Here is a 23,816-nt window from a genome sequence, read left to right on the forward strand (position 1 = left end):
CTTTTTTAATAACAGTATTCAATCAACAACAGGCTAATTCAAATTCAATTTCATCAGTATTGACGTTATCGTAATTCTCAAGTGCTAAAAAGCGAATACTATAACGCGACAAATGACCAGATACTTGAGGATATACATTTTTATCTAAAGAAATTCGAATACGAATCAAATTAACATCACCATTTGTTTCTTGAAAAAAATTATTGGTATAAACAAATGGTCTAAATTCCCCTAACCGTCGAATTAATTGCATATAACATGTTAGAGATTTATCAAGTATTGATAAGTGTTGTAACCAATTTTTTATTTGATTATAACGCCTTTCTTGTGAAATTCTGAGCCATAAATGAAACGAAGGCAAGTCAAAACTACAACATCCCCCCGGAATCATTAAACGTTGACGAATGGCTGTAATAAATCGATCATCTTTTAATGGTTGTCCTAAACGTCCAATTGTATTAAATTGGACGATAAAATCATCAAATTGCTGAATCAGGTCATTGAGTAAATCATGATCCACGCCTTCGACATTTAACCACAAAATTAACTTTTGTTTTTGCGATTCAAGCTCTTTAACCAAATCACCTTTAATATCATTACGCTCAATAATCTCTAACAACTCAGACAATGCATGAAAAAAAATCAACGCACTATTGTCATTAAAATGACAATGTACATTTAATTGATTTAATAAAAATTCAACTCTAAGCCAAGTACGCATTTTTTCATTTAATGGATGTTCAAAAATAATATTATTCATCTATTCTAAATCTTACTTTTAAAGCTATTTAAATATTGTTGATGCAGTAGATTAACTTGTGTTGTTAGCGACAACAAATTACCGTCATTAACTATAATATCATCAGCATAAGATAAACGTTTCTTTAAAGATACTTGTGACTGTATCATCTTTTTAGCTAATGATTCACTAATATTATCCCTTTTTACTAATCGTTCCAATTGTAGTGAAAATGAGGTATCAATTATCAGCACACGATCAGCCCAAGTATGCAAATTGTTTTCAATCAATAACGGCACAACCCAAATTAGATAGATTTTACTTTGCATAGCAATTTGTGTTTGAGTTTCTTGTTGAATGATGGGGTGCAACAAATCATTAAGCCAGAGCCGTTCATGCTCATTATTAAAAATAATTTCGCGGAGTTGACTACGATCAAGTTCTCCATTAGCGAGTAAAATTTCTTGGCTGAAATGCTTAACAATTTGGTTAAACGCATAACTACCAGGTTGCACAACTTGCCTTGCAATAATATCTGCATCAATAATAGGCACGCCTAATTTGGCAAACAAATCAGCAATAGTGCTTTTACCGCTGGCAATACCACCACTGAGCGCAACAACATAAGACATAAAGCAAATTCCAATCCAACAAAAAATTGCTTTATTATAACATATATATAAGTTGATTAAATAACACTAATAAGGAGAAAGATTCAGTTGTTAATTAACTATTGCATTTCCAGAATAATTCACAAAATTAGCGCATAATAACAACAATCCCCCCAAAATTTACCACCAATTGAAAAATAAATTAAATAAAACAGTTGTTTTATATTATTAGCTGTATATAATTACATATATCTGTATATAAAAACAGGAATATGTAATGAGACCATTAACTGAGCGCCAACAACAGATTTATGATTTAATAAAAGATAACATTCAAAATACTGGTATGCCACCTACACGTGCTGAAATTGCCCAGAAATTGGGGTTTCGATCTGCCAACGCCGCCGAAGAACATCTGAAAGCCTTAGCTAAAAAAGGCGCAATTGAAATGATCGCCGGCTCATCACGCGGAATTCGCCTTTTACTTGAAACACCTATTGAGCCAAACGAACAGGATGGTTTGCCCCTTATTGGACAAGTCGCGGCTGGTTCGCCAATATTAGCGCAAGAGCATATTGAAAGCCATTACCAAGTTGATCCTTCACTATTTAAACCTCGCGCAGACTTTTTATTAAGAGTGCAAGGTATGTCAATGAAAGATATTGGTATATTTGACGGTGACTTGTTGGCTGTACATAAAACCCAAGACGTTAAAAATGGACAAGTTGTTGTAGCTCGTATTGATGATGAAGTTACAGTTAAACGCTTGTCGCGTAAAGGCAAGCATGTACATCTTCTTGCCGAAAATGCCGAGTTTTCGCCAATCAAAGTTGATTTAGAACAGCAAAATTTTGCTATTGAAGGATTAGCGGTTGGTATTATTCGTAACGGATCTTGGATGTAAGCAAACTCATAGACGCAAGTATATAGAAGTATAGCCAAAGTTAGTATAAAATAGCACTTAACTAACGTGTGGGAGATTACTATGTGGCTATTTTGGTTATACGAATTTTTAGGGTTTATTGCAGTTTTATTACTCGTTTTTGGGTACTGCCGTTTTAGAGGGATCGGTTTTTGGCTTTTTATTTGGAAACATCTAAAATGGGTTGCTTTAGCTGTATTAATTACTTGGTTAGGTATTGCATTACTTTGTCGCGTTGATTTATATAATGCAACTCACTGTTATTTTAGAGGCGAAAGTATGCGAGCTAACACAAAATATTCTATCTTTTTAGGCGAATGCCAAGTAGAAACTCCTAGCGGCAGTTATGTTCCTATTGAACGAGCTAGAGCATTACCTGGCTCAAGTCACCATGATGATGATGCCGACTCTACAAACGATTTTTATCCTATAAATTAACATGTTGTCAAATCGACAAACAACCAAAATCCGGCAAATGTCATTACAATTGTCGGATTTTTATTTTGATAGATCAATAACCTTATAAACGAATTGAGAAAATTATCCGATAGTCTAAATCAATTTATTAACTGATTTGCATATTAGCCTGCTGAAAAGCCAAATAACGTTGCTCTAACTTTTTGAAACTAAAAATCAATGTAAAGCTCACACTAAGATAAATCACTGCTGCAATACCAAAAGCATGAAAAGGTTGATAGGTTTCGGCATAAATATCGCGCGCAATCTTCATCACATCAGGCACAGTAACAGTAAAAGCCAGTGCAGTTGAATGCAACATAAAAATGACCTCGTTACTATAAGCTGGCAATGCAATACGAAATGCTCTTGGAAAAATGATATAACGATAAAGTTGAAAACGATTAAAACCAAGTGCTGTTGCAGCTTGAATTTCGCCATTTGGCACATTCCGCATAGCTCCAGCAAAAACTTCAGTAGTATAGGCGCAGGTATTTAGGGTAAAAGCTAACACTGTACAATTTAAACCACTTTGAAAAAAATCGCCTAACCAAGCATTATTTTTAACCACACTTAAGGTATATATACCAGTGTAAATAATCAATAACTGCACATATAAAGGCGTACCTCGAAAAATATAAGTAAATAGCCAAATAGGTAGTTTAATCAGTTTATTTTGTGCATTTCGCCCTACCGCTAACGCTAGCGACAAAATTCCCCCCATTAAAACCGATAAAATAAAAATCCACAGCGTCATCGCAAGACCAGTGATATTATAACCATCGGTCCATAATAGTGATTGCCAATATTGTTGAATAATTTCTAACATGAGTTCTTATAATTTAGTTTTAGTAATGCCAATAGAATAATGCCGTTCAAGCCACCATAAAATGATATTAGATATTGATGTAAAAAACAGATAAAAAGCCCCAGCAATCAAAGCAAATAACAAAGGTTGGTACACAGCTTCACCTGCATTTTTAGTAGCTTTGACTAAATCCGATAACCCCAATAACGACACTAATGCTGTAGCTTTTAACACCACTAACCAATTATTAGCAATACCTGGCAGGGCAAAGCGCATCATTAAAGGAAACATTACATACCCAAATACTTGCACTTTACTTAAACCAAGCGCTGTTGCTGCCGCTAAGGTGTTTCTAGAAACAGCAAGATAAGCTCCTCTAAAAGTTTCGGTAAAATATGCCCCATAAATAAAGCCTAACGTAATAATACCAGCGATTAAAGGATCAACTTCAATAAAAGGAGCGTTAAAATAATCAGTTATATTATTAACCAAAAACTGCAAGCCAAAAAAGATTAGCATCATCAACACTAAATCGGGTACACCTCGAATTAACGATGTATAAGCCTGACAAAGCACATTACATACTTTTGAATGACTCAGTTTACCTAATGCACAAACAATACCAAGTATCATGGCCAGTAGTAGCGATGTCAATGCTAAAATAATAGTCAACCATGCACCTTGACAAATTAAAGAAATATACCCCTGCATGGTTTATTTTTTATTACCGTACACATTAAAATCAAAATACTTATTGTTGATTTTTTGGTAGGAGCCATCAGCTAAGAGGTCTTTTAAAGCTAGGTTAAAGGCTTCGCGCAACTCATTATCATTTTTACGAAAACCAATTCCTACTCCAACATCAAAGTAGTTCGCATCGGTTAGAGCATCCCCAGCAAAAATAAAACCTTTACCTTGTGGCTGTTTTAAAAAGGCATAACTGCCAGTGACTTCATCTTGCAATGCCGCATCTAAACGACCTGCCACTAGATCAGAAAATACTTGTAACTGATTTTGATAAGGCACAATAACTACACCGTTCGGACGCCACATCTCGTTGGCGAAATGTTCTTGCGATGTACCTTGCTCAACACCAACACGCTTACCTTTCAATGACTCAGCATTAGGCATTAAATTAGTACCCTCTTTAACAATCAAACGTGAATAAGTCATAAAGATTTCGTCAGAAAAAGCGATCTGTTTTTTACGTTTTTCGGTCATCATTAGCGAGGACGAGATAATATCAATCTTTCTTGATAATAACGACGGGATCAACGCATCGAAGTCGGTCGATTGAAAAGTACATTTAATATTGATCTTTTCACACAATGCTTTCGTGAGTTCAATGTTGAATCCAGTAACTTCACCATTAGCATCAATAAAATCAAAAGGCGCATAGGACGTATCCGAACCAACTTTAATCGATTCAGGTAAGGCAGCATAACTTGCCATTGGCAAGCTTAAACAACCAAAAATAACTAATTTTTTTAATAAATTCTTCATGTTTAATCTTTCCTTTTTTATTTAAGGCAATAATATAACGTGTTCTAAGGTAATTTTATAATAAAAAAAAGTTATTATTGTGGTGTATAAAATTAGAATTACTTAATGGCAAAAACGCTAGACAAAATAGTTAAAGTTGTTACTTTTAACAACTAACAAAAAGCTAGTTTGATTATGCTTTGGTTGCAAAACCTTGAAAACGGTTTTAAAAAAATTTTGTCAAAAAGTTTCAGGTAACTATATGTTAAAGTATAAAATGAGTTGTTTTGTTGGGTTCAGGTTTGTGTTGTTGTTATTTTATTCATCAGACATCCATTTTGCGAAAATAATGTTTGTCTGATTAAATTCTAAGTATTATAGGTAAACTAAATTGTATCAAGTATAAAAAACCGACCATAGAGGTCGGTTTGTCTTTTGAAGTTTTATCACTGTTGGGCTTCAATGTTGCCGCCAACTAAATCTAGATGAATAGTTTTACCTGGGACTAATTTACCTGACAGTATTTGTTGTGCCAATGGGTTTTCGATCTCTTGTTGGATCGATCGTTTTAACGGTCTTGCGCCATAAATTGGGTCAAAGCCAACCTTAGCTAACTGTTCAAGTGCAGCATCCGAAATATCCAATTGGTAACCGCGTTCTTCTAAACGTTTTTCAACGTGTGCTAACTGAATTTTTGCGATCGCTTTAATGTTTTCTTGACCTAATGGGTGGAATACCACTGTTTCGTCAATACGATTGATAAATTCTGGTCTAAAGTGTTTGGTTACAACCGTCATCACTAGAGATTTCATTTCGTCATAACTTAGTTCAACTTGACCTTGAATTAGGTCAGAACCTAAGTTTGATGTCATAATTATGACAGTGTTACGAAAATCAACTGTGCGACCTTGACCATCTGTTAAGCGCCCATCATCCAATACTTGCAGTAAGATATTAAAGACATCTGGGTGTGCTTTTTCGACTTCATCAAGTAAAATTACTGAGTATGGTCGTCGTCTAACTGCTTCGGTTAAATACCCCCCTTCTTCATACCCAACATAACCTGGAGGCGCACCAATTAAGCGAGCAACGGAGTGTTTTTCCATAAACTCTGACATATCTATACGCACCATAGCATCTTCGCTGTCAAACATAAAGTTAGCCAATGATTTGCAAAGCTCGGTTTTACCGACACCCGTTGGTCCTAAGAATAGGAATGATCCAATCGGTTTATTTGGATCTGAAAGCCCTGCTCGGCTACGTCGAATCGCATTTGCAACCGCTAATACTGCTTCATTTTGACCTATTACACGTTTATGTAAGGCATCTTCCATGTGCAATAGTTTATCTTTCTCGCTCTCAAGCATTCTAGAAACTGGAATACCTGTCGCTTTAGATAATACTTCTGCAATTTCGTTATCGGTCACTTTGTTACGCAATAACTTCATGGTTTTGCCTTCTAACTGCGTTGCTGAAGCAAGTTTCTTTTCGAGCTCTGGAATTTTGCCATATTGTAATTCTGACATTTTGTTCAAGTCGCCAGCTCGACGAGCTTGCTCTATTTCAGTACGTGCCTTTTCTAGTTCTGCTTTGATGTTTTGAGTCCCCGAAACAGCTGCCTTTTCTGACTTCCATTCTTCTTCAAGTGAAGCATATTCCTTTTCTTTTTCAGAAAGTTCATCATTTAACATTTGTAGTCGCTTTTTACTCGCATCATCAGATTCTTTTTTAAGCGCTTGTTGTTCAAGTTTAAGTTGAATTATGCGCCTTTCAAGTCGATCTAAAGATTCTGGTTTTGAATCCATTTGCATACGAATACTTGATGCGGCTTCGTCAATTAAATCAATCGCTTTGTCAGGTAACATGCGATCAGAAATATAACGATGCGATAATGTAGCCGCAGCTACGATTGCAGGATCGGTTATTTGCACATGGTGATGCAGTTCATAACGTTCTTTTAAACCACGCAAAATAGCGATCGTATCTTCAACTGTTGGTTCGGCAACATAGACTTTTTGGAAACGACGCTCTAACGCAGGATCTTTTTCAATATATTGACGGTATTCATCAAGCGTTGTTGCTCCCACGCAGTGTAATTCACCGCGAGCTAATGCGGGTTTTAACATATTACCAGCATCCATTGCTCCATCGCTTTTTCCTGCGCCAACCATGGTATGGATTTCGTCAATAAATAATATAATGCGACCTTCTTCTTTTGCTAAGTCTTTAAGCACGGCTTTTAGGCGTTCTTCAAATTCCCCTCGATATTTGGCACCAGCAATTAATGCACCCATGTCTAATGATAAAACGCGTTTATTTCGTAATCCTTCAGGGACTTCACGGTTAACAATGCGTTGTGCTAATCCTTCTACAATAGCAGTTTTCCCTACACCTGGTTCCCCAATTAATACTGGATTATTTTTAGTACGACGTTGTAATACCTGAATAGTTCGACGAATTTCTTCATCACGACCAATAACAGGATCAAGTTTACCTTGTTCTGCTCGTTGAGTTAAATCAATGGTGTATTTTTTAAGTGCACCGCGTTGATCTTCTGCATTAGGATCGTTCACGTTATCGCTACCTCTTACTTGATTAACTGCTTGGCTAAATTTATCTTTATTAACACCTGATCTTTTAAGAAGATCGCCTAAACTGCCCTTATCTTCTAAAGCGGCTAATATAAAGAGTTCTGATGAGATATAGCTATCACCGTTCTTTTGGGATAATTTATCGCAAAGATTTAATACTCGAACAAAATCTTGCGATGGAATAACATCTCCACCCACACCTTGAACTTGGGGTAATCGGTCAATAGCTTGAGCTAATTCTTGTTGTAAATTAACAATATTTGCACCTGCTGCAATCAATAAAGGCATTACACTACTCCCTACTTGATTAAGCATGGCTGATAGGACATGCACAGGCTCTATATATTGATTGTCTTTACCTAATGCCATTGACTGCGCATCAGCTAAAGCTTGTTGAAACTTATTTGTTAGTTTATCTAACCTCATAGTGTTTATCTCCTGAGCAATAAATTTGGATTAAACGCTTAACACATTTAATCCATTTGCATGTGATCTAAATGAGTGTTGCAACCTAAATTTCAAGAGCAAAGTTAAAATATTTTTTACAAAATTTATACAACAAAATTATCAAGTATGTAAGAATTAATTGACATAAAAATAAAGCTGTTTGCAATTCAAGCAATTACATCTAAATTTCGTTTTAAGATATACTGGTAAGATGACAAATTCACTTTTATCCCTTATATTGTTACCTTTATTTTGTTAGGTTCGCTAACCGTGGTTCGTAACCCATCCCACGAAAAAAAACTAGGAATATAAAATGTTCAAAATAGCCAAAGAGTTTCAATTTGATGCTTGTCACATGTTAGATGGGCACAATAAAAAGTGTCATAATCTGCACGGTCACACTTATCGCCTATTTGTTGAAATTAGCGGAGAGCTTATTGATAACGGCTCAAGCCAAGATATGGTCATGGATTATGCCGATTTAAAGCTAATAGTTAAACAACATATTGTCGATCCGTTAGATCACGCCTATCTTTACAATCAACATAACCCTAATGAGTGCCGTATCGCGTCGTTACTACAAGAAATGGATCGTAAAATTTTTGCCTTTCCCTGTAGAACCACCGCAGAAGGAATGAGCAAATTTATTTTTGATTGCTTATCGCAATATTTGCCTGTTTCGATGATCAAACTATGGGAAACGCCAACTTCATATTGTGAATATCATCGGAGTTAATGATGATTGAATTTCGTATTGTTGAAATCTTCGAATCCTTACAAGGCGAAGGTTATAATACTGGCATGCCTGCTGTTTTTATTCGTTTTGCAGGATGCAATTTAAATTGTGCCTGGTGTGACACTAATTTTCGAAAATTTACTCGATTCACGTTAGATGCTTTAATGACTAAAGTGAGCGAATATAAAAGCAAAAATATTATTATTACAGGTGGCGAACCAACAATGGTTAAAGCGTTACCTGAATTGCTTTTGCCACTCAAAAAAGCGGGTTATTTCATCGCCATTGAAAGCAACGGTCTTGGTAAAGTCGATCCGCTTATTGATTATATTGCGCTAAGCCCTAAATTTTGTTATCAGTCACGCTATCAAAAAATAGTACAACCAATAGCAAATGAAGTACGCATAGTAGCCGAAAATCACTGCGATTTTATTCCTTTTTGCCAATATATCGAAACTCATATTCAAGCCAAACGCTATTATCTATCTCCTTGTGAAAAAGATGGTGCATTTAATATGTTTGAAACGATAGAGTTGTTAGGAAAAATCAACCAAAATCGACTGAATAATAAATGGCTTTTGAGTGTGCAAAGCCACAAGTTTGCCAATATAGAATGATAAATTAGTACTAAAGAGAACTAATTAAATATTCATAAAATCAAGAAGTTTTATTAATTTTAATTGAATAATTGTTTAATCTATAATAACCTCATATAAATTATTTATATGGAATTAACTGTCATGCGTTTTTGCTATTGTTTATTGCTAACTTTGTTTACAACTCCAGTTATAGCTTGGGATATAGTTTGTGATAATACTTTAACTTGTCGTGTTATAGAATATAGTGATATATCTGATACAGGAGTGATAAAATCGTCAATTTTATTCCAGCGAAAAGCGGGGGCCAATCAGCCAGTTGAAATTTATGTTAGAACAAAAAATAACAAAGAAGAAGATGAAGAAGGTATTGAAATTAAAAACACTCAACAATTAGATAATTCATTGGCTGCATTCATTAATCAAGAGTATTTAGGCGAATTAAAAGAAATACAAAATAATATTTATCAGTTGTCACAATTCCAAGCTACAAAAATTATTCAAGCATTTACAAAAAATGAGAAAGTTATATTCCGTAACAGTAGAAGTCAATCATTTTATACCAATGGCGGATTTTATGATGTCATGTTAACAATGGACAAAAAACAAGGACGGGTTGGTACAACTGGCGCAGTTATAGCACATGGTAATAAAAATGAATCAAACGTTTATGCACCAATACCTGTACCAACTATAAAAAAAGGTAAAGTAATTGCTCCAGAACAAAGTCAAGAACTTAATATCAATGAAGTAATTAAAATATTCCCTCAATTCAAAAAACGCTATATACATGAAGCTAAATGTGATGCTTATGATTTAGAAGATCCTTATTATGATGAAACACAAGGATATGATAAAAGATTTCGGTTAATTAAATTAGATAATAAGCACGATTTACTTGAAACTAGGTGTTGGTTTAGCGCATATAACTCAGGTAACGCCTATTGGATAATTTCCAACACTGCTAAACTAAGTAATAAAAATATAAAATTTATAAATAATGAGGGCAATACATACAAAAATGGAACAATATCCAGTATAGCTAAGCTAAGAGGTGAGGGAGATTGTTTAGAAAAATCTAGCTGGACTTGGAATGGACATAAATTTATGCTTTCCTCTAATATAAGTACAGGTGAATGCTTAGGTTTTGACGGTGGGGCTTGGGAATTACCTTCTTTTGTTAGCGAAATAAAATAACAATTGAACAATAGAAAGCCTTCAGATCTTATGGCGGTTTAAATATTATAATTTTATATATTAACATTTACCGCAGATCTTTATACTATAAATATTTTACAAAGCAGCTAAAAATTGAAGGTTTTTAGCTTAAAAAAACTCTTTTATTCAAACCAGATCATTGATGCCATTCTACCAGTTCTATTTTCACGTCGATAAGAGAAGAATTCATCTTGTTCAGTATAAGTACAATAATCACCACCAAAAATTTGCGTTACTCCTACTGCTTGTAAACGTTGTTTGGCAATTAGATATAGATCTGCTAGGTATTTTTGTTCAGTTGGGTTGATCAATTTAAACGCTTCTTGTGCTTTTGGATCGACTTTTTCAAATTGTTGTTTGACTTCAATACCTACCTCAAATTTTTTGACACTAATGGCTGGTCCCATCCAAGCAATGATGTTTGATGGCGAGCTTGAAAATTTTTTGATTGTTTCTTCTAATATACCATTACATAATCCTCGCCAACCAGCATGGACAGCTGCAACTTCGTCACCTTTTGTTGTACAAAAAAGGACAGGCATGCAATCTGCGGTTAACACCACACTAACTTGCTTAGGTTGATTGGTATATGATCCATCAGCTTCAAAAGTTTGATAAGAATCGATGTTACCTGTTGGAGGCTGTAAAGCAATTTGTGATATATCAAGCACTGTTGTGCTGTGAGTTTGCGTTAACCAATACGGTTCGCTTGGTATTTGTTCGGCTTGAATAATTCTTCGGCGGTTTTCAGCAATATGTTCTGAATTATCACCAGTTCGATTTCCCATATTTAAACTTACAAATGGCGCTAAACTAACACCACCAGTTCGTGTTGAAGTAAAGGCATGAATTTTTTTTGGGGCTGTCCAATATGGGTAAATCGATTTAATCATATTCATCACCAATCTAGTTCATCTTTATGCTGTTCGGTATCTTCTTGTAAAGCTTGTATTAAATTTTGCATATCTTCAGGAATAGGAGCATGCCATTCCATTTGTTCACCTGTTATAGGATGATATAATCGCAACATGGTAGCGTGTAATGCTTGGCGATTAAAATCGCGTAAAGTTTGAATAAAAGATTCACTAGCCCCCTTAGGCGGCCTTGGTCTTCCACCGTAGAGTGGGTCACCAATTAGTGGGTGAGCAATATGTGCCATGTGCACTCGGATTTGGTGAGTTCGCCCTGTTTCTAAGCGCAATCGCAAACGTGTATGTAGGCGATATTTTTCCATCACTCTATAATGGGTAACCGCTGGTTTACCCGTTGGGAATACAGCCATATGTGTACGTTTGGTTGGATGACGGGTGATAGGCTGATCAACGGTTCCTCCTGCGGTAATAATCCCAATGACCACAGCTTCATATTCGCGTGTAATTTCGCGTAGTTGAAGTGATTCGACCAAATGTGTTTGTGCCATAATAGTTTTAGCTACAACCATTAGCCCTGTTGTATCTTTATCTAGACGATGCACAATACCTGCGCGGGGTACGCGTGCTATCTCAGGATAATAATGCAATAAGGCATTTAATACCGTACCATCAGGATTACCTGCTCCAGGATGCACAACTAAATCACGAGGTTTATTAATCACCAAAATGTCATCATCCTCGTAAACAATATCAAGCTTTATATCTTCCGGTTGATGATAAGTTTCTTGTTCAATTTCAGCATTAATAGTTATTATTTCGCCACCGAGCACTTTTTCTTTTGGTTTATTAACGATAACATCGTTGACAGTGACTTTATTATTAATAATCCAATCTTTTATTCTTGAGCGTGAATAATCAGGAAAAAGCTCGGATAATGCTTGATCTAAACGCATTCCTAGTTGACTTTGTTCGATTTTAGTTGATAATTTTAACTCATGCATGTGTAATTTATCTATTTTAAGCTGTTATGTTTTAGAGTATTATATACTAATCATCGCCTTTAATGTTTAATTATATTTGGATCAAAAACTGAATGAAATTGCGTTTACACTCTTTGCTAGCTATCGCTTTAAGTGGCATGCTAATTGGCTGTACTTCTTCCAAGCCCGATGTTGAAAATGTACCCGAGATTGAACTACATAACAAAGCGAAGTCTGAGCTTGAAAATGGTAATATTAAATCCAGTATTGCTATATTAGAGTCCTTGGACAAAAATTATCCTTTTGGTCCTTATTCTCAACAAGTTCAACTTGATTTGATTTACGCTTACTATAAATCAGCTGACTTACCGTTAGCAATTGCGTCAATTGACCGTTTTTTGAAATTGAATCCAACGCATCCAAATATTGATTGGGTTATTTATATGCGTGGCATTTCAAATATGGCACAAGACGACAATATGATCCAAGGTTGGTTTAATGTTGATCGTTCAGATCGCGATCCCGATTATGCTTCAGCTGCATTTAAGGACTTTTCTTATCTACTGTCTAGTTTTCCAAACAGTCAATATGCAGCCGATGCGCAAAAACGCCTTGTATTTTTGAAAAATAGATTGGCTCGCTATCAGTTAAAAGTCGCACAATTCTATACAAAACGCGGTGCTTATGTAGCTGTGATTAATCGCGTGACTGAAATGTTAATTATGTTTCCAGATACCGATTCAACTAAAGAAGCATTGCTTTTAATGCGTAATGCTTATAATGAATTAGGCTTAGTTAATGAAACCCAAAAACTTGATCAACTGATTCAAGCAAATCTTAAAAACATGCCTAAAGAAGAACAACGATCATTCTTATCACGTTTAACTAGCGTCTTTAATGGTGGTTAGGCTTTTTTAATTAAGATACCTACCTTTAATTGCTATTTAATCACACTTAAATAGCAATTAATTTAACTTTTTGTATCCCTTTCACCTTAACCTATTAAAGGTTTGTTATTTATTAAATATCAGTAATAAAATATGCTCAATAACTTAGAATTTATCATAACAAGAAATCAATGTCTTACTTCATATATCGTTTGTAAAACGAATCAATAACCAATACAATTAGCAACATATTTTTATTAGTAATAATAGATAGGACATTAACTCGTCATGCAAGAACAATATCGCCCAGATGAAATAGAAGCCATTGTACAAAAACATTGGCAAGAAAATAAAACTTTTCACGTTACTGAAGATTCATCAAAAGAAAAATATTACTGCTTATCGATGCTACCTTACCCTTCTGGGCGTTTGCATCTTGGTCATGTTCGTAACTACACCATTGGTGATACCATTTCTCGTTACCAACGTTTAAATGGTAAAAATGTACTACAGCCAATTGGTTGGGATGCATTTGGTTTGCCAGCTGAAGGTGCTGCAGTTAAAAACAATACTGCACCTGCAAAATGGACCTATGAAAATATTGCTTATATGAAAAAGCAATTACAACTTTTAGGATTTGGTTATGATTGGGATCGTGAAATTACTACTTGCCGTCCTGAATATTATAAATGGGAACAATGGTTTTTTACTAAGTTATACGAAAAAGGCTTAGTTTATAAAAAAACATCGGCAGTTAACTGGTGCCCTAATGATCAGACCGTACTTGCTAATGAGCAAGTGGTTGAAGGTTGTTGTTGGCGTTGTAGTACCCCTGTTGAGCGTAAAGAAATCCCACAATGGTTTATTAAAATTACCGAATATGCCGAAGAATTACTTAATGATTTGGATACGCTTGAAAGTTGGCCAGAACAAGTTAAAACCATGCAACGTAACTGGATTGGTCGTTCTGAAGGTGTTGAGTTTGATTTTGCTGTTGAAAATTATCCTGATAAGTTACGCGTCTATACAACTCGTCCTGATACATTAATGGGCGTTAGCTTTGTCTCTGTTGCCGCAGAGCACCCTCTTGCACAATTAGCAGCTCAAAACGATCCTAAAATTGCTGAATTTATTGCTGAATGCAAAAATACCAAAACAGCCGAAGCTGATATGGCAACCATGGAAAAGAAAGGTATTGCCACAGGCTTTTATGCTATTCATCCTTTAACAGGTAAAAAAGTCCCTGTTTGGATTGCTAATTTTGTGTTAATTGAATATGGTACAGGTGCAGTAATGGCTGTGCCTGGGCACGATGAACGTGATTATGAATTTGCTTCAAAATATAACTTACCAATTAATCCTGTTATTTTAACTCAAGACGGTAACGCACCAGATCTTTCTGAAAAAGCATATACTGAGCATGGCAAGTTATTTAATTCAGGCGAATTTGATGGTCTTGATTTTGATCAAGCATTTAATGCTGTTGCTGATAAGTTAATTGCATTAGGTATTGGTAAACGTAAAGTTAATTACCGTTTGCGTGATTGGGGTGTTTCGCGTCAACGTTATTGGGGTGCACCAATCCCAATGGTGACGCTGGAAGATGGTACAACCATACCAACACCAGAAGACCAATTACCAGTTATTTTACCTGAAAATGTTGAAATGAATGGTATTACCAGTCCAATTAAGGCAGATCCTAACTGGGCTAAGACAACCGTTAACGGTCAACCTGCACTACGTGAAACCGATACGTTTGATACCTTTATGGAATCTTCTTGGTATTATGCTCGTTACACTTGTCCAAACTACGACAAAGGTATGTTAGACGAAAAAGCAGCAAACTATTGGTTACCTGTTGACCAGTATGTTGGTGGTATTGAACATGCCATTATGCATTTACTTTATTTTAGATTTTTCCATAAATTAATGCGTGATTTTGGTTTAGTATCGTCAGATGAACCAGCAAAACGTCTACTTTGCCAAGGTATGGTATTAGCTGATGCATTTTATTATACCAGTCCAACAAATGAACGTATTTGGGTTTCGCCAACTGAAGTCACTATTGAACGTGATGATAAGGGTCGCATTGCTAAAGCTGTCGATAGTCATGGCAATGAGCTAGTTCATGCCGGTATGACCAAAATGTCAAAATCAAAAAATAATGGTATCGATCCGCAAGAAATGGTTGAAAAATATGGTGCTGATACCGTTCGATTGTTTATGATGTTTGCATCACCTGCTGATATGACACTAGAATGGCAAGAATCTGGCGTTGAAGGTGCAAACCGATTTATTAAACGTGTATGGCGTTTAGTTTATGAACATACCCAAAAAGGTGTAGCAGCAAAACTAGACGTTACAGCTCTAGATAATGAACAAAAATCATTGCGTCGTGAATTACATAAAACCATAGCGAAAGTGAGTGATGATATTGGCCGCCGCCAAACATTTAATACTGCTATTGCCGCTGTGATGGAATTTATGAATCGCTTACAAAAAGCACCGCAAGAAACTGGGCAAGATCGCGCTCTAATGAATGAAGCTTTAAATGCGATTGTTCGACTACTTTACCCTATGATGCCTCACGCTTGTTTTGTTATGTGGCAAGCTTTAGGTAACAACGAATCGATTGATAATACAATTTGGCCTGTTGCTGATCAATCGGCAATGGTTGAGGACGAAAAACTCATTGTTGTACAAATCAATGGCAAAGTCCGTGGTAAATTTGTTGTACCTGCCGATGCCGATCAAGATTTTGTTTTGTCACAAGCAAAACAAGAACCTAACATCCAAAAATATTTGAGTGATGTTGCTATCCGTAAAGTGATTTATGTACCAGGTAAATTATTAAATCTTGTTGTTGGTTAATATTGTTTGATAACTAAATTTAGGCGGTTATTAATATGAAAAAATATTTAGCATTAATTATGTTATTAACAATATCCTTAACAGGATGTGGATTTCACTTACAACATGAGACAGAAGTGCCAGAAAGTTTTAAAACGATGTCTTACATAAGTTATGACCCTTATGGCAGATTGTCTCGCAATATTAAAGAGTTATTACACGATAATGATGTGATAATAACGAATAATAATGCTTCAGGTCAGGTACCATTGTTAAAAATGGTAAGTGAAAATCTAAGTCGCAATACCATCTCGATTTATCAAGATGGTAAGGCAGCCGAATACCAATTAGTGTTAACGATTGAAGCACAAATTATTATTGCTGGTCAACAGACTTATCCAATAAGCGTACGCGTGTTTAGAACGTTTTTTGATAATCCAGCTGAAGCTTTGGCTAAGACGGTTGAACAAGACTTAATTGAAAACGAAATGTTTAAACAAGCGGCTAAACAAGTCATCCGTAAATTAAAATCGATTCATGCAGTAAATTAACGTTGACATGATTAAAATTAGTGCCGATCAAATTAACAATAATGTGGGGGCTCCCTATTATTTAATTTTAGGTAGTGATCCCTATTTACAGCATTATGTGCAAACTGAGTTACGCAAATCCTTTTTACAAAAAGGATTTGATGAGCAACTTACTTTTGTAATTGATAATCAAACCGATTGGACAGCGATTTATGATAGCTGTCAGGCTATGAATCTATTTTCTGCAAATACTCTGATTTTTCTTAATTTTGGTGAGGGTTCATTAAACGCAGCTATCACTACCAAACTCAATACACTAAGTGAGGTTTTAACCCCTGGTATTGCGCTGGTTATTACACTTAACAAAATTACGAAATCGCAAGAAAACGCTACTTGGTATAAAGCTTTATCGGATAAATTGGTGGTTATCAATTGCACTACACCCGATACTTTACAGTTGCCACAATGGATCAAAAATCATTTGCAACAACAACAAATGACCATTGAACCAAAGGCAATTGAACTGCTTTGCTATTATTATGAAGGCAATTTACTGGCATTAACACAAATTATTGCACAACTTAAGTTGTTGTATCCTAATCAGAGCATTTCTTATGATGAAGTCGAAAATAATATAAATGATTCGGCAATATTTACACCATATCATTGGACTGATGCGATGATTGCCAATAAAACAAAACGAGCCATTCATATTTTACAACAGTTAAAAATAAATGAATTTGAGCCGTTAATTTTATTGCGGATTGTTCAACGTGAATTGATATTGATGATCAATTTAAAAAAAGGATTGCAACAAAAATCATTAAAACAAGTTTTCGATGAATATAAGGTTTGGCAAAATAAAAGAACGATATATACCAGTTATCTAAACCGTTGCGATATTAATGACCTATTTAATTTATTAGCCAAATTGACAGAGATCGAAATCAGTTTAAAGCATGATAACCAAGCACGAATATGGGACGCAATGTTTAATTTATCGATGCAATTTATGGGATTAGATAAATGTTAACTGCATTATTAGGAGGAACTTTTGATCCGATCCATTATGGACACCTTCGCCCTGCTATTTCGTTAGCAAATGAAGTCGGATTAAAGCAAATTGGTTTATTGCCTAATCATATCCCTCCTCATAAACCACAACCCGAAGCGAGTACTGAACAACGCTTGGCAATGTTAAAATTGGCTATCGAAGGTTTACCATTATTTGCGTTGAATGTAAGAGAGATCTTACCTGAAACTTCAACACGTCCTTCTTATACTATCGAAACGCTTCAAGCCTGGCGACAAGAAAATGGGAATAGTGAAGGATTGGCATTTATTATGGGACAAGATTCATTATTGAGTTTACCGACTTGGAGTAAATGGAAAACGCTGCTTGATTATTGCCATTTACTAATTTGCCGTAGACCAGGTTATGCCCAAAAAACTGATAACATTGAGTTACAACAATGGATTGATGTGCATAATACCACAAACGTTAAAGATCTACACAATTCACCACATGGTTATATCTTTTTTGCACATACGCCACTTGAAGATATTTCAGCTACTGAGATCAGGCAAAATATTAACAACCAAGCCAGTTGTGAAAATTTGTTACCACCCGAAGTGTGGCATTATATTCATCAGCAAGGCCTTTATACTGCAAAGAAATAGTAGAAAGGGCTTTACATCTGACAGTTTTTTCGGCATTATTTCGCCGCTGTGTTTATTTATTTTAAACTCAGCTTTTTGTGTTTATACTTAACTTTACTTTGTCATCGAATAAAATACTTTATAGATGACATAAAAGCGCAACGCGATACCTTTGCACTATATGTGCTTAGACGAGGAAAGTTAGTTGAGTATATTTAATTTGTACTTATTATTAAGAGGCCCCAATGGCAAAAGAAGATAACATTGAAATGCAAGGAACCATACTTGATACTCTTCCAAATACGATGTTTCGTGTGGAACTTGAAAATGGTCATGTCGTTACTGCACATATTTCTGGTAAGATGCGTAAGAACTATATTCGTATTTTAACTGGTGATAAAGTTACTGTTGAAATGACACCTTACGATCTATCTAAAGCACGCATCATCTTCCGAAGTCGCTAATATCGTTATCAGAATAAACTTTTATCGCTATATAACTGTTTATTTCTCTCTTTTTTAATAAAAAAACCGTCGACAAAAGTCGACGGAGAAGTGAGATATTTAAACTAAACTAGTGAGTTAATCATCTTTAGAAAAGTTCATTTGATCGTATTTAACCCATTTTGTTTTTTTAACTATTTTATAGCCAAAGTAAATCATTAAAAATAATGGTAAACCGATATAGGTTGCAATTACACTATTCCAATCAATAGAATCTTGTAGGAAGGCTTCGTAATTTTGACCAAGTGTTATAATTAAACATAATACGAAAGCAAAAACAGGGCCAAATGGGAAGCAGCTTGATTTATATGGTAATTGATTAACATCATGACCTTGCATAAGGTAACCCTTTCTAAAACGATAATGACTAATTGCAATTCCTAACCAAGCAATAAAACCAGTCATACCTGACATATTGAGCAACCACAAATAAACAACCTGATCTTTATACATCGACGTTAAGAAGCAAAGCATGGCTACAAACGTCGTTGCTAATAACGCTGCACGGGGTACACCTGATGATGATAATTTTGCAAAGATTTTAGGTGCTTTACCTTCTTTAGCAAGAGCATAAAGCATACGAGTTGAAGCATAAAGTCCTGAGTTACCCGCAGATAAAACTGAAGTCAGTATAACAGCATTCATTAATGCTGCAGCTGATAATAATCCTGCATGTTCAAATACTAGGGTAAATGGACTAACACTTATATCGGTTTCATCGTTACGTAGTAAATTAGGATCAGTATAAGGAATAATTAAACTGATGACTAAAATCGCAAAGATATAAAATAACAGTATTCGCCAAAAGACTTGCCGCATAGCTTTAGGAATATTTTTTTCTGGATCTTTTGATTCACCAGCTGCAATACCAATTAATTCTGTACCTTGAAATGAAAATCCAACTACCATTGCTACACCAATCATTGATGAAAATCCACCAGCAAAAGGCGCTTCTTTGATGGTCCAATTTTGCCAACCTGCACCTTCTGCACCATGGAAAATACCAATAATCATTAATAAACCAACAATAATAAAAACAATAACGGTGACAACTTTAATTAATGAAAACCAAAATTCAGCTTCACCAAAGCCTTTAACTGAAATATAGTTTAAACAAAAGATGATACTTAAAAACAATAAACTCCATAACCAGCTATAAGGACCGGCATCAAACCAATAAGAAATAACTAGCTGAGCGGCAACTAGGTCAACCGCAACTGTAATTGCCCAGTTATACCAATAGTTCCAACCAATGGCAAAACCAAACGCTTCATCTACATAACGTGAACCATAAGTTGCAAAGGTGCCTGAAACAGGTAAATATGCAGCAAGTTCCCCTAAGCTAGTCATTAAAAAGTACACCATTACACCTATAATGGCATACGAAAGCAAAGCACCACCGGGACCTGCCTGAGCAACAGTTGCTCCTGAGGCAACAAATAGCCCTGTGCCAATTGAACCACCAATGGCGATCATAGCTAAGTGACGCGCCTTTAAATCTCGTTTTAATTTATTTTTCATATCAATATTCTTCTTTGTTAAGGAGAGCCCATCTTATGGAGCATAAATTTTTATATTCCACATTATTTAACAACCAAATAGGCAGCTAAAAATTTATATTAATCATTACTGATAAATAAAATAGGTAAAAGTGTATCAAAAAAAAATGATGGCGAGATAAATAATTCTAATAATCGAACTGTTTTGTTAAATATATACAATACTTAACCTTTAGTTAGCTGTTCTAATTGAGTTAAATAATTCAGTGCTTGCGAACGGCTATTACCACACATTTCGATACAAGGTTTTAATCGACCACAAACTATTGGTCTTGATGGGTGCAAGAACAATTTACATTGATAATTGTTATCTAAATGAATACAAGCAATACCAGCTGGTTTACCCTTAGGCATACATGGGATGGCTGATGAAATTGAAGGAGCAATACAACAAGCACCACAGTTTTTTCGACATTGGAATGAATCTGTCATAGTGTTTTCTTTATTTTACACGCCTATTCAATAAATTTTGATGGTGACAATAGCAAGTTAGCGGTAAAATAGCGAGCTAATTTTTTAACTTTTTTTTAATCGTGAAGAATAAATATTATGGCTAAAGCAAATGAAATAAAACGTGGTGATGCAGTCACCTATAATGGTAAATTATTACTTGTTAAAGATATTGATGTTCAAAGTCCAAGTGCACGGGGTGCCAGTACACTTTATAAAATGCGTTTTACCGATGTAAAAAATGGTGGAAAAGTTGAAGAACGTTTTAAAGGTGATGATATCCTCGAAACAATTGAACTATCCCGTCGACCTGTTAGTTTTTCGTATATTGATGGTGATGAATATGTATTTATGGATAATGAGGATTATACCCCTTATATCTTCAAAAAAGAGCAAATTGAAGATGAATTATTGTTTATCCCTGAAGGCGGTATGAATGGTATTCAAGTGCTAATGGCTGATGGTGAAGTTCTTGCCTTGGAATTGCCACAGACTGTTGAACTTGATATTGTTGAAACCTCGCCAAGTATTAAAGGAGCTTCAGCTAGTGCGCGAACTAAACCAGCTACTTTATCGACTGGGCTTGTAATTCAGGTTCCAGAATATATTGATAACCATGAAAGAGTTAAAATTCATATTGCTGAACGCCGTTACATGAGCCGTGCCGAATAACCAATAAAATCGTAATGAATATATATAATCAAAATAAACTACATAAACGATTGCGTCGCTTAACTGGCGAAGCAATCGCTGACTTTAATATGATCGAAGAAGGCGATCGTATTATGGTTTGCTTATCAGGCGGTAAAGATAGTTATACTTTGCTTGATATTCTTATCAACTTAAAAATCAGTGCACCAGTACATTTTGATCTAATAGCAGTTAACTTAGATCAAAAACAACCAGAATTTCCTGAACATGTATTGCCTGAATATTTAAATTCGTTAGGCATTGAATATAAAATCGTGCAAGAAAACACCTACGGTATTGTTAAGGATAAAATCCCTGAAGGTAAAACAACTTGCTCGCTTTGTTCACGGCTACGTCGTGGTATTTTATATCGCACAGCAACCGAACTTGGTGCAACAAAAATTGCCCTTGGCCATCATCGAGATGATATTTTAGAAACGCTATTTTTAAATATGTTTTATGGTGGCAAACTCAAAGCAATGCCGCCAAAGCTAATGAATGATTCAGGTGAACATATCATTATCCGACCACTAGCTTATTGCAAAGAAAAAGATATCGCCAAATACGCTGAAATTAAACAATTTCCGATTATTCCTTGTAATCTTTGTGGCTCACAACCCAACTTACAAAGGCAAGTAATTAAAGAAATGCTCAATGAATGGGATAAAAAGTTTCCCGGACGCATTGAAACCATGTTCCGAGCAACACAAAACATCACCCTATCCCATCTGTGTGATACCAATTTGTTTGATTTTAAAGGGATTAAAAAAGGTGATCTTGCTGTTAATGGTGGCGATATTGCTTTTGACCGCGAAGATATGGCAACAACCATCGGCTTTGATGCTTCAGAACTTGAAAAACAAGATATGATTTTATGGAAGGAAGCAAAATAGTGGCTTAATATACATATACTTTAACTTTTTTCATCAATGCCATTAATGTGGCATTGATTTTTACATTTCCTAGAAATTTTAAATCAACAATAAAGTTAAACTGGATCGGCTACACTAAATCATACAACTTTTTTAAGGGGTAAGGTAAACTTATCACAACTAAAAAAGGAACAAATATGAATAAGATTAAACGCAAAAGACGAATATTCACAGATGATTTTAAACAGCAAATGGTCAGTCTTTATCAACATGGTAAATCACGTAGTGAAATCGTTGCAGAATATGATTTGACACCATCAGCATTGGACCGTTGGATAACGCAAGCAAGCCAAAGTGGTTCATTTAAAACAAAAGATAATCGCAGTCCACAAGAACAAGAGTTAATCGCGTTGCGTAAAGAGCTTAAACAGCTGCGTATGGAAAACGATATTTTAAAGCAAGCAGCACTGATAATAGGACGAAAATCGCTATCCTAAAAGCAAATCGGCATCGTTATAGCATAACAAAGCTATGTCAATATTTAGGATTATCAAGACATTATGCTTATTATCAGTGTAAATTGAATAGACAAAAATCAGTAGGGCTTTATGCCGATAAAATCGTGACGCTATTTAATCAGAGCTATCAGTCTTATGGTACAAGACGAATTCTTTTTGATTTACAGAAAGAGAATATTTGGGTGTCACGCCGTTACATTGCTCGGGTGATGAAAGCCTTATTGCTGGTATCAAAATACACCGTTAAACGTTATCAATCTCATACTACGGAGGTGAATGAAACCGCCACAGAAAATCACCTGCAACGACAATTTGATGTAGGTGATAAAAAACAAATTGTTGTTGCGGATTTAACCTATATTCAAGTTAAGCAACGTTGGAACTATTTATGTGTTTTAGTGAACTTATCCGATAGGCAAATTGTCGGTTACCATGTTGGTCAACATAAAACAGCAGAGCTTGTTATGTCGGCATTAAGCCAAATTAAACAACCATTATCAAAATTAGATTTATTTCATTCAGACCGCGGTAAAGAGTTTGATAATCGGTTATTAGCGGATTGTTTTAAGACATTTAATATCACGCATTCATTAAGCAAGAAAGGATGTCCTTATGACAATGCGGTAGCGGAAGCGACATTTAAAACAATTAAAACGGAATTTGTAAAAGACCAACATTTCAACTCAACAGCTGAGTTACAACGCGCTTTTTCGGCTTATGCTTATTGGTATAATCATAAACGATTACATTCTTCGTTAGGCTACTTGCCTCCCGTTGAATTTAAAAAACACTTACCCCTTAATTTTTTTGTTTGAAAATGTGTTGCCATTCCAAACCAAA

Annotated in this window: 24 protein-coding genes, 1 pseudogene and 1 riboswitch; of the genes and pseudogenes, 15 read left to right on the top strand and 10 right to left on the bottom strand. The window is 35.2% G+C overall.

The window, feature by feature from the left end; all coding sequences use genetic code 11:
- Positions 1–22: 22 nt before the first annotated feature.
- Together zapD and coaE are read right to left on the bottom strand one after the other, a co-directional pair.
- On the bottom strand, positions 23–760 hold the full coding sequence (zapD, locus tag A9G32_RS10200; protein WP_034911364.1) for a cell division protein ZapD: 738 nt from the start codon (positions 758–760) through the stop codon (positions 23–25).
- 5 nt (positions 761–765) lie between these two features.
- Entirely contained in the window at positions 766–1,371 is a 606-nt protein-coding gene (gene coaE, locus A9G32_RS10205; RefSeq protein WP_065591010.1) for a dephospho-CoA kinase, read from the bottom strand.
- 256 nt (positions 1,372–1,627) lie between these two features.
- Here coaE and lexA point away from each other — a divergent pair, with 256 nt between their 5' ends.
- Together lexA and A9G32_RS10215 are read left to right on the top strand one after the other, a co-directional pair.
- A complete protein-coding gene (lexA, locus tag A9G32_RS10210; RefSeq protein ID WP_065591009.1) occupies positions 1,628–2,254 on the top strand; it encodes a transcriptional repressor LexA in 627 nt (208 codons plus the stop codon).
- Positions 2,255–2,335: 81 nt separating this feature from the next.
- Positions 2,336–2,710 (top strand): hypothetical protein, encoded by a 375-nt coding sequence (locus A9G32_RS10215; protein ID WP_065591008.1) that lies wholly within the window; start codon positions 2,336–2,338, stop codon positions 2,708–2,710.
- A 127-nt stretch (positions 2,711–2,837) separates the two neighbouring features.
- On the opposite strand, the gene hisM is transcribed toward A9G32_RS10215, so the two are convergent.
- The 4 genes from hisM to clpB form a co-directional block, all read right to left on the bottom strand.
- Complete coding sequence (gene hisM / locus A9G32_RS10220) at positions 2,838–3,557, bottom strand: histidine ABC transporter permease HisM (protein ID WP_065591007.1); 720 nt, start codon at positions 3,555–3,557, stop codon at positions 2,838–2,840.
- 6 nt (positions 3,558–3,563) lie between these two features.
- Entirely contained in the window at positions 3,564–4,247 is a 684-nt protein-coding gene (locus A9G32_RS10225; protein WP_065591006.1) for an ABC transporter permease, read from the bottom strand.
- Between the two features lie 3 nt (positions 4,248–4,250).
- Positions 4,251–5,039 carry a lysine/arginine/ornithine ABC transporter substrate-binding protein gene (locus A9G32_RS10230; RefSeq protein WP_065591005.1) on the bottom strand — a complete coding sequence of 263 codons (789 nt, stop codon included), beginning with the start codon at positions 5,037–5,039 and terminating at the stop codon, positions 4,251–4,253.
- Between the two features lie 425 nt (positions 5,040–5,464).
- Positions 5,465–8,035, bottom strand: coding sequence for an ATP-dependent chaperone ClpB (gene clpB / locus A9G32_RS10235; RefSeq protein ID WP_065591004.1), 2,571 nt, complete (start codon positions 8,033–8,035; stop codon positions 5,465–5,467).
- A 285-nt stretch (positions 8,036–8,320) separates the two neighbouring features.
- A riboswitch (PreQ1 riboswitch) is annotated at positions 8,321–8,366 on the top strand.
- Between the two features lie 3 nt (positions 8,367–8,369).
- On the opposite strand from clpB, the gene queD reads away from it, so the two are divergent.
- From queD to A9G32_RS10250, 3 genes are all read left to right on the top strand, one after another.
- Positions 8,370–8,792, top strand: coding sequence for a 6-carboxytetrahydropterin synthase QueD (queD, locus tag A9G32_RS10240; protein WP_065591003.1), 423 nt, complete (start codon positions 8,370–8,372; stop codon positions 8,790–8,792).
- 2 nt (positions 8,793–8,794) lie between these two features.
- Positions 8,795–9,409, top strand: a complete 615-nt coding sequence (locus A9G32_RS10245; protein WP_141672793.1) for a 7-carboxy-7-deazaguanine synthase QueE — start codon at positions 8,795–8,797, stop codon at positions 9,407–9,409.
- Positions 9,410–9,517: 108 nt separating this feature from the next.
- Positions 9,518–10,585, top strand: coding sequence for a DUF1176 domain-containing protein (locus A9G32_RS10250; protein WP_081296819.1), 1,068 nt, complete (start codon positions 9,518–9,520; stop codon positions 10,583–10,585).
- Between the two features lie 143 nt (positions 10,586–10,728).
- Here the strand turns inward: A9G32_RS10250 and pgeF are convergent, their stop codons facing one another.
- Both pgeF and rluD read right to left on the bottom strand, forming a co-directional pair.
- Positions 10,729–11,499, bottom strand: coding sequence for a peptidoglycan editing factor PgeF (pgeF, locus tag A9G32_RS10255; protein ID WP_065591000.1), 771 nt, complete (start codon positions 11,497–11,499; stop codon positions 10,729–10,731).
- 5 nt (positions 11,500–11,504) lie between these two features.
- A complete protein-coding gene (gene rluD / locus A9G32_RS10260; RefSeq protein ID WP_065590999.1) occupies positions 11,505–12,479 on the bottom strand; it encodes a 23S rRNA pseudouridine(1911/1915/1917) synthase RluD in 975 nt (324 codons plus the stop codon).
- A 92-nt stretch (positions 12,480–12,571) separates the two neighbouring features.
- On the opposite strand from rluD, the pseudogene bamD reads away from it, so the two are divergent.
- The 6 genes and pseudogenes from bamD to infA form a co-directional block, all read left to right on the top strand.
- A pseudogene (gene bamD, locus A9G32_RS10265) lies at positions 12,572–13,294 on the top strand (outer membrane protein assembly factor BamD); the annotation flags it as partial.
- 339 nt (positions 13,295–13,633) lie between these two features.
- Positions 13,634–16,216, top strand: coding sequence for a leucine--tRNA ligase (gene leuS / locus A9G32_RS10270; protein WP_065590997.1), 2,583 nt, complete (start codon positions 13,634–13,636; stop codon positions 16,214–16,216).
- Positions 16,217–16,251: 35 nt separating this feature from the next.
- Entirely contained in the window at positions 16,252–16,746 is a 495-nt protein-coding gene (gene lptE / locus A9G32_RS10275) for an LPS assembly lipoprotein LptE (RefSeq protein WP_065590996.1), read from the top strand.
- A gap of 7 nt (positions 16,747–16,753) precedes the next feature.
- Positions 16,754–17,758 (top strand): DNA polymerase III subunit delta, encoded by a 1,005-nt coding sequence (holA, locus tag A9G32_RS10280; protein ID WP_065590995.1) that lies wholly within the window; start codon positions 16,754–16,756, stop codon positions 17,756–17,758.
- Complete coding sequence (nadD, locus tag A9G32_RS10285) at positions 17,752–18,405, top strand: nicotinate-nucleotide adenylyltransferase (protein WP_065590994.1); 654 nt, start codon at positions 17,752–17,754, stop codon at positions 18,403–18,405. Before holA ends, nadD begins: the two co-directional genes overlap by 7 nt.
- A 224-nt stretch (positions 18,406–18,629) precedes the next feature.
- Entirely contained in the window at positions 18,630–18,848 is a 219-nt protein-coding gene (gene infA, locus A9G32_RS10290) for a translation initiation factor IF-1 (RefSeq protein WP_025315083.1), read from the top strand.
- Positions 18,849–18,965: 117 nt separating this feature from the next.
- Here infA and A9G32_RS10295 read toward each other — a convergent pair whose 3' ends face one another.
- Together A9G32_RS10295 and A9G32_RS10300 are read right to left on the bottom strand one after the other, a co-directional pair.
- Entirely contained in the window at positions 18,966–20,408 is a 1,443-nt protein-coding gene (locus A9G32_RS10295; RefSeq protein WP_065590993.1) for an amino acid permease, read from the bottom strand.
- A gap of 203 nt (positions 20,409–20,611) precedes the next feature.
- A complete protein-coding gene (locus A9G32_RS10300; RefSeq protein ID WP_065590992.1) occupies positions 20,612–20,878 on the bottom strand; it encodes a hypothetical protein in 267 nt (88 codons plus the stop codon).
- Between the two features lie 117 nt (positions 20,879–20,995).
- Between A9G32_RS10300 and yeiP the strand changes: the two genes are divergently transcribed.
- From yeiP to A9G32_RS10320, 4 genes are all read left to right on the top strand, one after another.
- Positions 20,996–21,568, top strand: a complete 573-nt coding sequence (gene yeiP, locus A9G32_RS10305) for an elongation factor P-like protein YeiP (protein ID WP_065574609.1) — start codon at positions 20,996–20,998, stop codon at positions 21,566–21,568.
- 14 nt (positions 21,569–21,582) lie between these two features.
- The gene (gene ttcA, locus A9G32_RS10310) at positions 21,583–22,479 is read left to right on the top strand and encodes a tRNA 2-thiocytidine(32) synthetase TtcA (protein WP_065590991.1); all 897 of its coding nucleotides are present in this window, start codon (positions 21,583–21,585) and stop codon (positions 22,477–22,479) included.
- Positions 22,480–22,655: 176 nt separating this feature from the next.
- Complete coding sequence (locus tag A9G32_RS10315) at positions 22,656–22,955, top strand: IS3 family transposase (protein ID WP_065590990.1); 300 nt, start codon at positions 22,656–22,658, stop codon at positions 22,953–22,955.
- Between the two features lie 23 nt (positions 22,956–22,978).
- Positions 22,979–23,791 carry an IS3 family transposase gene (locus A9G32_RS10320; protein ID WP_255307069.1) on the top strand — a complete coding sequence of 271 codons (813 nt, stop codon included), beginning with the start codon at positions 22,979–22,981 and terminating at the stop codon, positions 23,789–23,791.
- The last annotated feature ends 25 nt before the right edge of the window (positions 23,792–23,816 follow it).

The sequence above is a fragment of the Gilliamella sp. Gris3-2 genome, from assembly GCF_001690345.1.
In the GTDB taxonomy this organism is placed as follows: domain Bacteria; phylum Pseudomonadota; class Gammaproteobacteria; order Enterobacterales; family Orbaceae; genus Gilliamella; species Gilliamella bombi.

Coding starts and splice junctions, on each gene's coding strand:
- zapD (WP_034911364.1), bottom strand. CDS start 760: ATGAATAATATTATTTTTGAACATCCATTAAATGAAAAAATGCGTACT.
- coaE (WP_065591010.1), bottom strand. CDS start 1,371: ATGTCTTATGTTGTTGCGCTCAGTGGTGGTATTGCCAGCGGTAAAAGC.
- lexA (WP_065591009.1), top strand. CDS start 1,628: ATGAGACCATTAACTGAGCGCCAACAACAGATTTATGATTTAATAAAA.
- A9G32_RS10215 (WP_065591008.1), top strand. CDS start 2,336: ATGTGGCTATTTTGGTTATACGAATTTTTAGGGTTTATTGCAGTTTTA.
- hisM (WP_065591007.1), bottom strand. CDS start 3,557: ATGTTAGAAATTATTCAACAATATTGGCAATCACTATTATGGACCGAT.
- A9G32_RS10225 (WP_065591006.1), bottom strand. CDS start 4,247: ATGCAGGGGTATATTTCTTTAATTTGTCAAGGTGCATGGTTGACTATT.
- A9G32_RS10230 (WP_065591005.1), bottom strand. CDS start 5,039: ATGAAGAATTTATTAAAAAAATTAGTTATTTTTGGTTGTTTAAGCTTG.
- clpB (WP_065591004.1), bottom strand. CDS start 8,035: ATGAGGTTAGATAAACTAACAAATAAGTTTCAACAAGCTTTAGCTGAT.
- queD (WP_065591003.1), top strand. CDS start 8,370: ATGTTCAAAATAGCCAAAGAGTTTCAATTTGATGCTTGTCACATGTTA.
- A9G32_RS10245 (WP_141672793.1), top strand. CDS start 8,795: ATGATTGAATTTCGTATTGTTGAAATCTTCGAATCCTTACAAGGCGAA.
- A9G32_RS10250 (WP_081296819.1), top strand. CDS start 9,518: ATGGAATTAACTGTCATGCGTTTTTGCTATTGTTTATTGCTAACTTTG.
- pgeF (WP_065591000.1), bottom strand. CDS start 11,499: ATGATTAAATCGATTTACCCATATTGGACAGCCCCAAAAAAAATTCAT.
- rluD (WP_065590999.1), bottom strand. CDS start 12,479: ATGCATGAGTTAAAATTATCAACTAAAATCGAACAAAGTCAACTAGGA.
- leuS (WP_065590997.1), top strand. CDS start 13,634: ATGCAAGAACAATATCGCCCAGATGAAATAGAAGCCATTGTACAAAAA.
- lptE (WP_065590996.1), top strand. CDS start 16,252: ATGAAAAAATATTTAGCATTAATTATGTTATTAACAATATCCTTAACA.
- holA (WP_065590995.1), top strand. CDS start 16,754: ATGATTAAAATTAGTGCCGATCAAATTAACAATAATGTGGGGGCTCCC.
- nadD (WP_065590994.1), top strand. CDS start 17,752: ATGTTAACTGCATTATTAGGAGGAACTTTTGATCCGATCCATTATGGA.
- infA (WP_025315083.1), top strand. CDS start 18,630: ATGGCAAAAGAAGATAACATTGAAATGCAAGGAACCATACTTGATACT.
- A9G32_RS10295 (WP_065590993.1), bottom strand. CDS start 20,408: ATGAAAAATAAATTAAAACGAGATTTAAAGGCGCGTCACTTAGCTATG.
- A9G32_RS10300 (WP_065590992.1), bottom strand. CDS start 20,878: ATGACAGATTCATTCCAATGTCGAAAAAACTGTGGTGCTTGTTGTATT.
- yeiP (WP_065574609.1), top strand. CDS start 20,996: ATGGCTAAAGCAAATGAAATAAAACGTGGTGATGCAGTCACCTATAAT.
- ttcA (WP_065590991.1), top strand. CDS start 21,583: ATGAATATATATAATCAAAATAAACTACATAAACGATTGCGTCGCTTA.
- A9G32_RS10315 (WP_065590990.1), top strand. CDS start 22,656: ATGAATAAGATTAAACGCAAAAGACGAATATTCACAGATGATTTTAAA.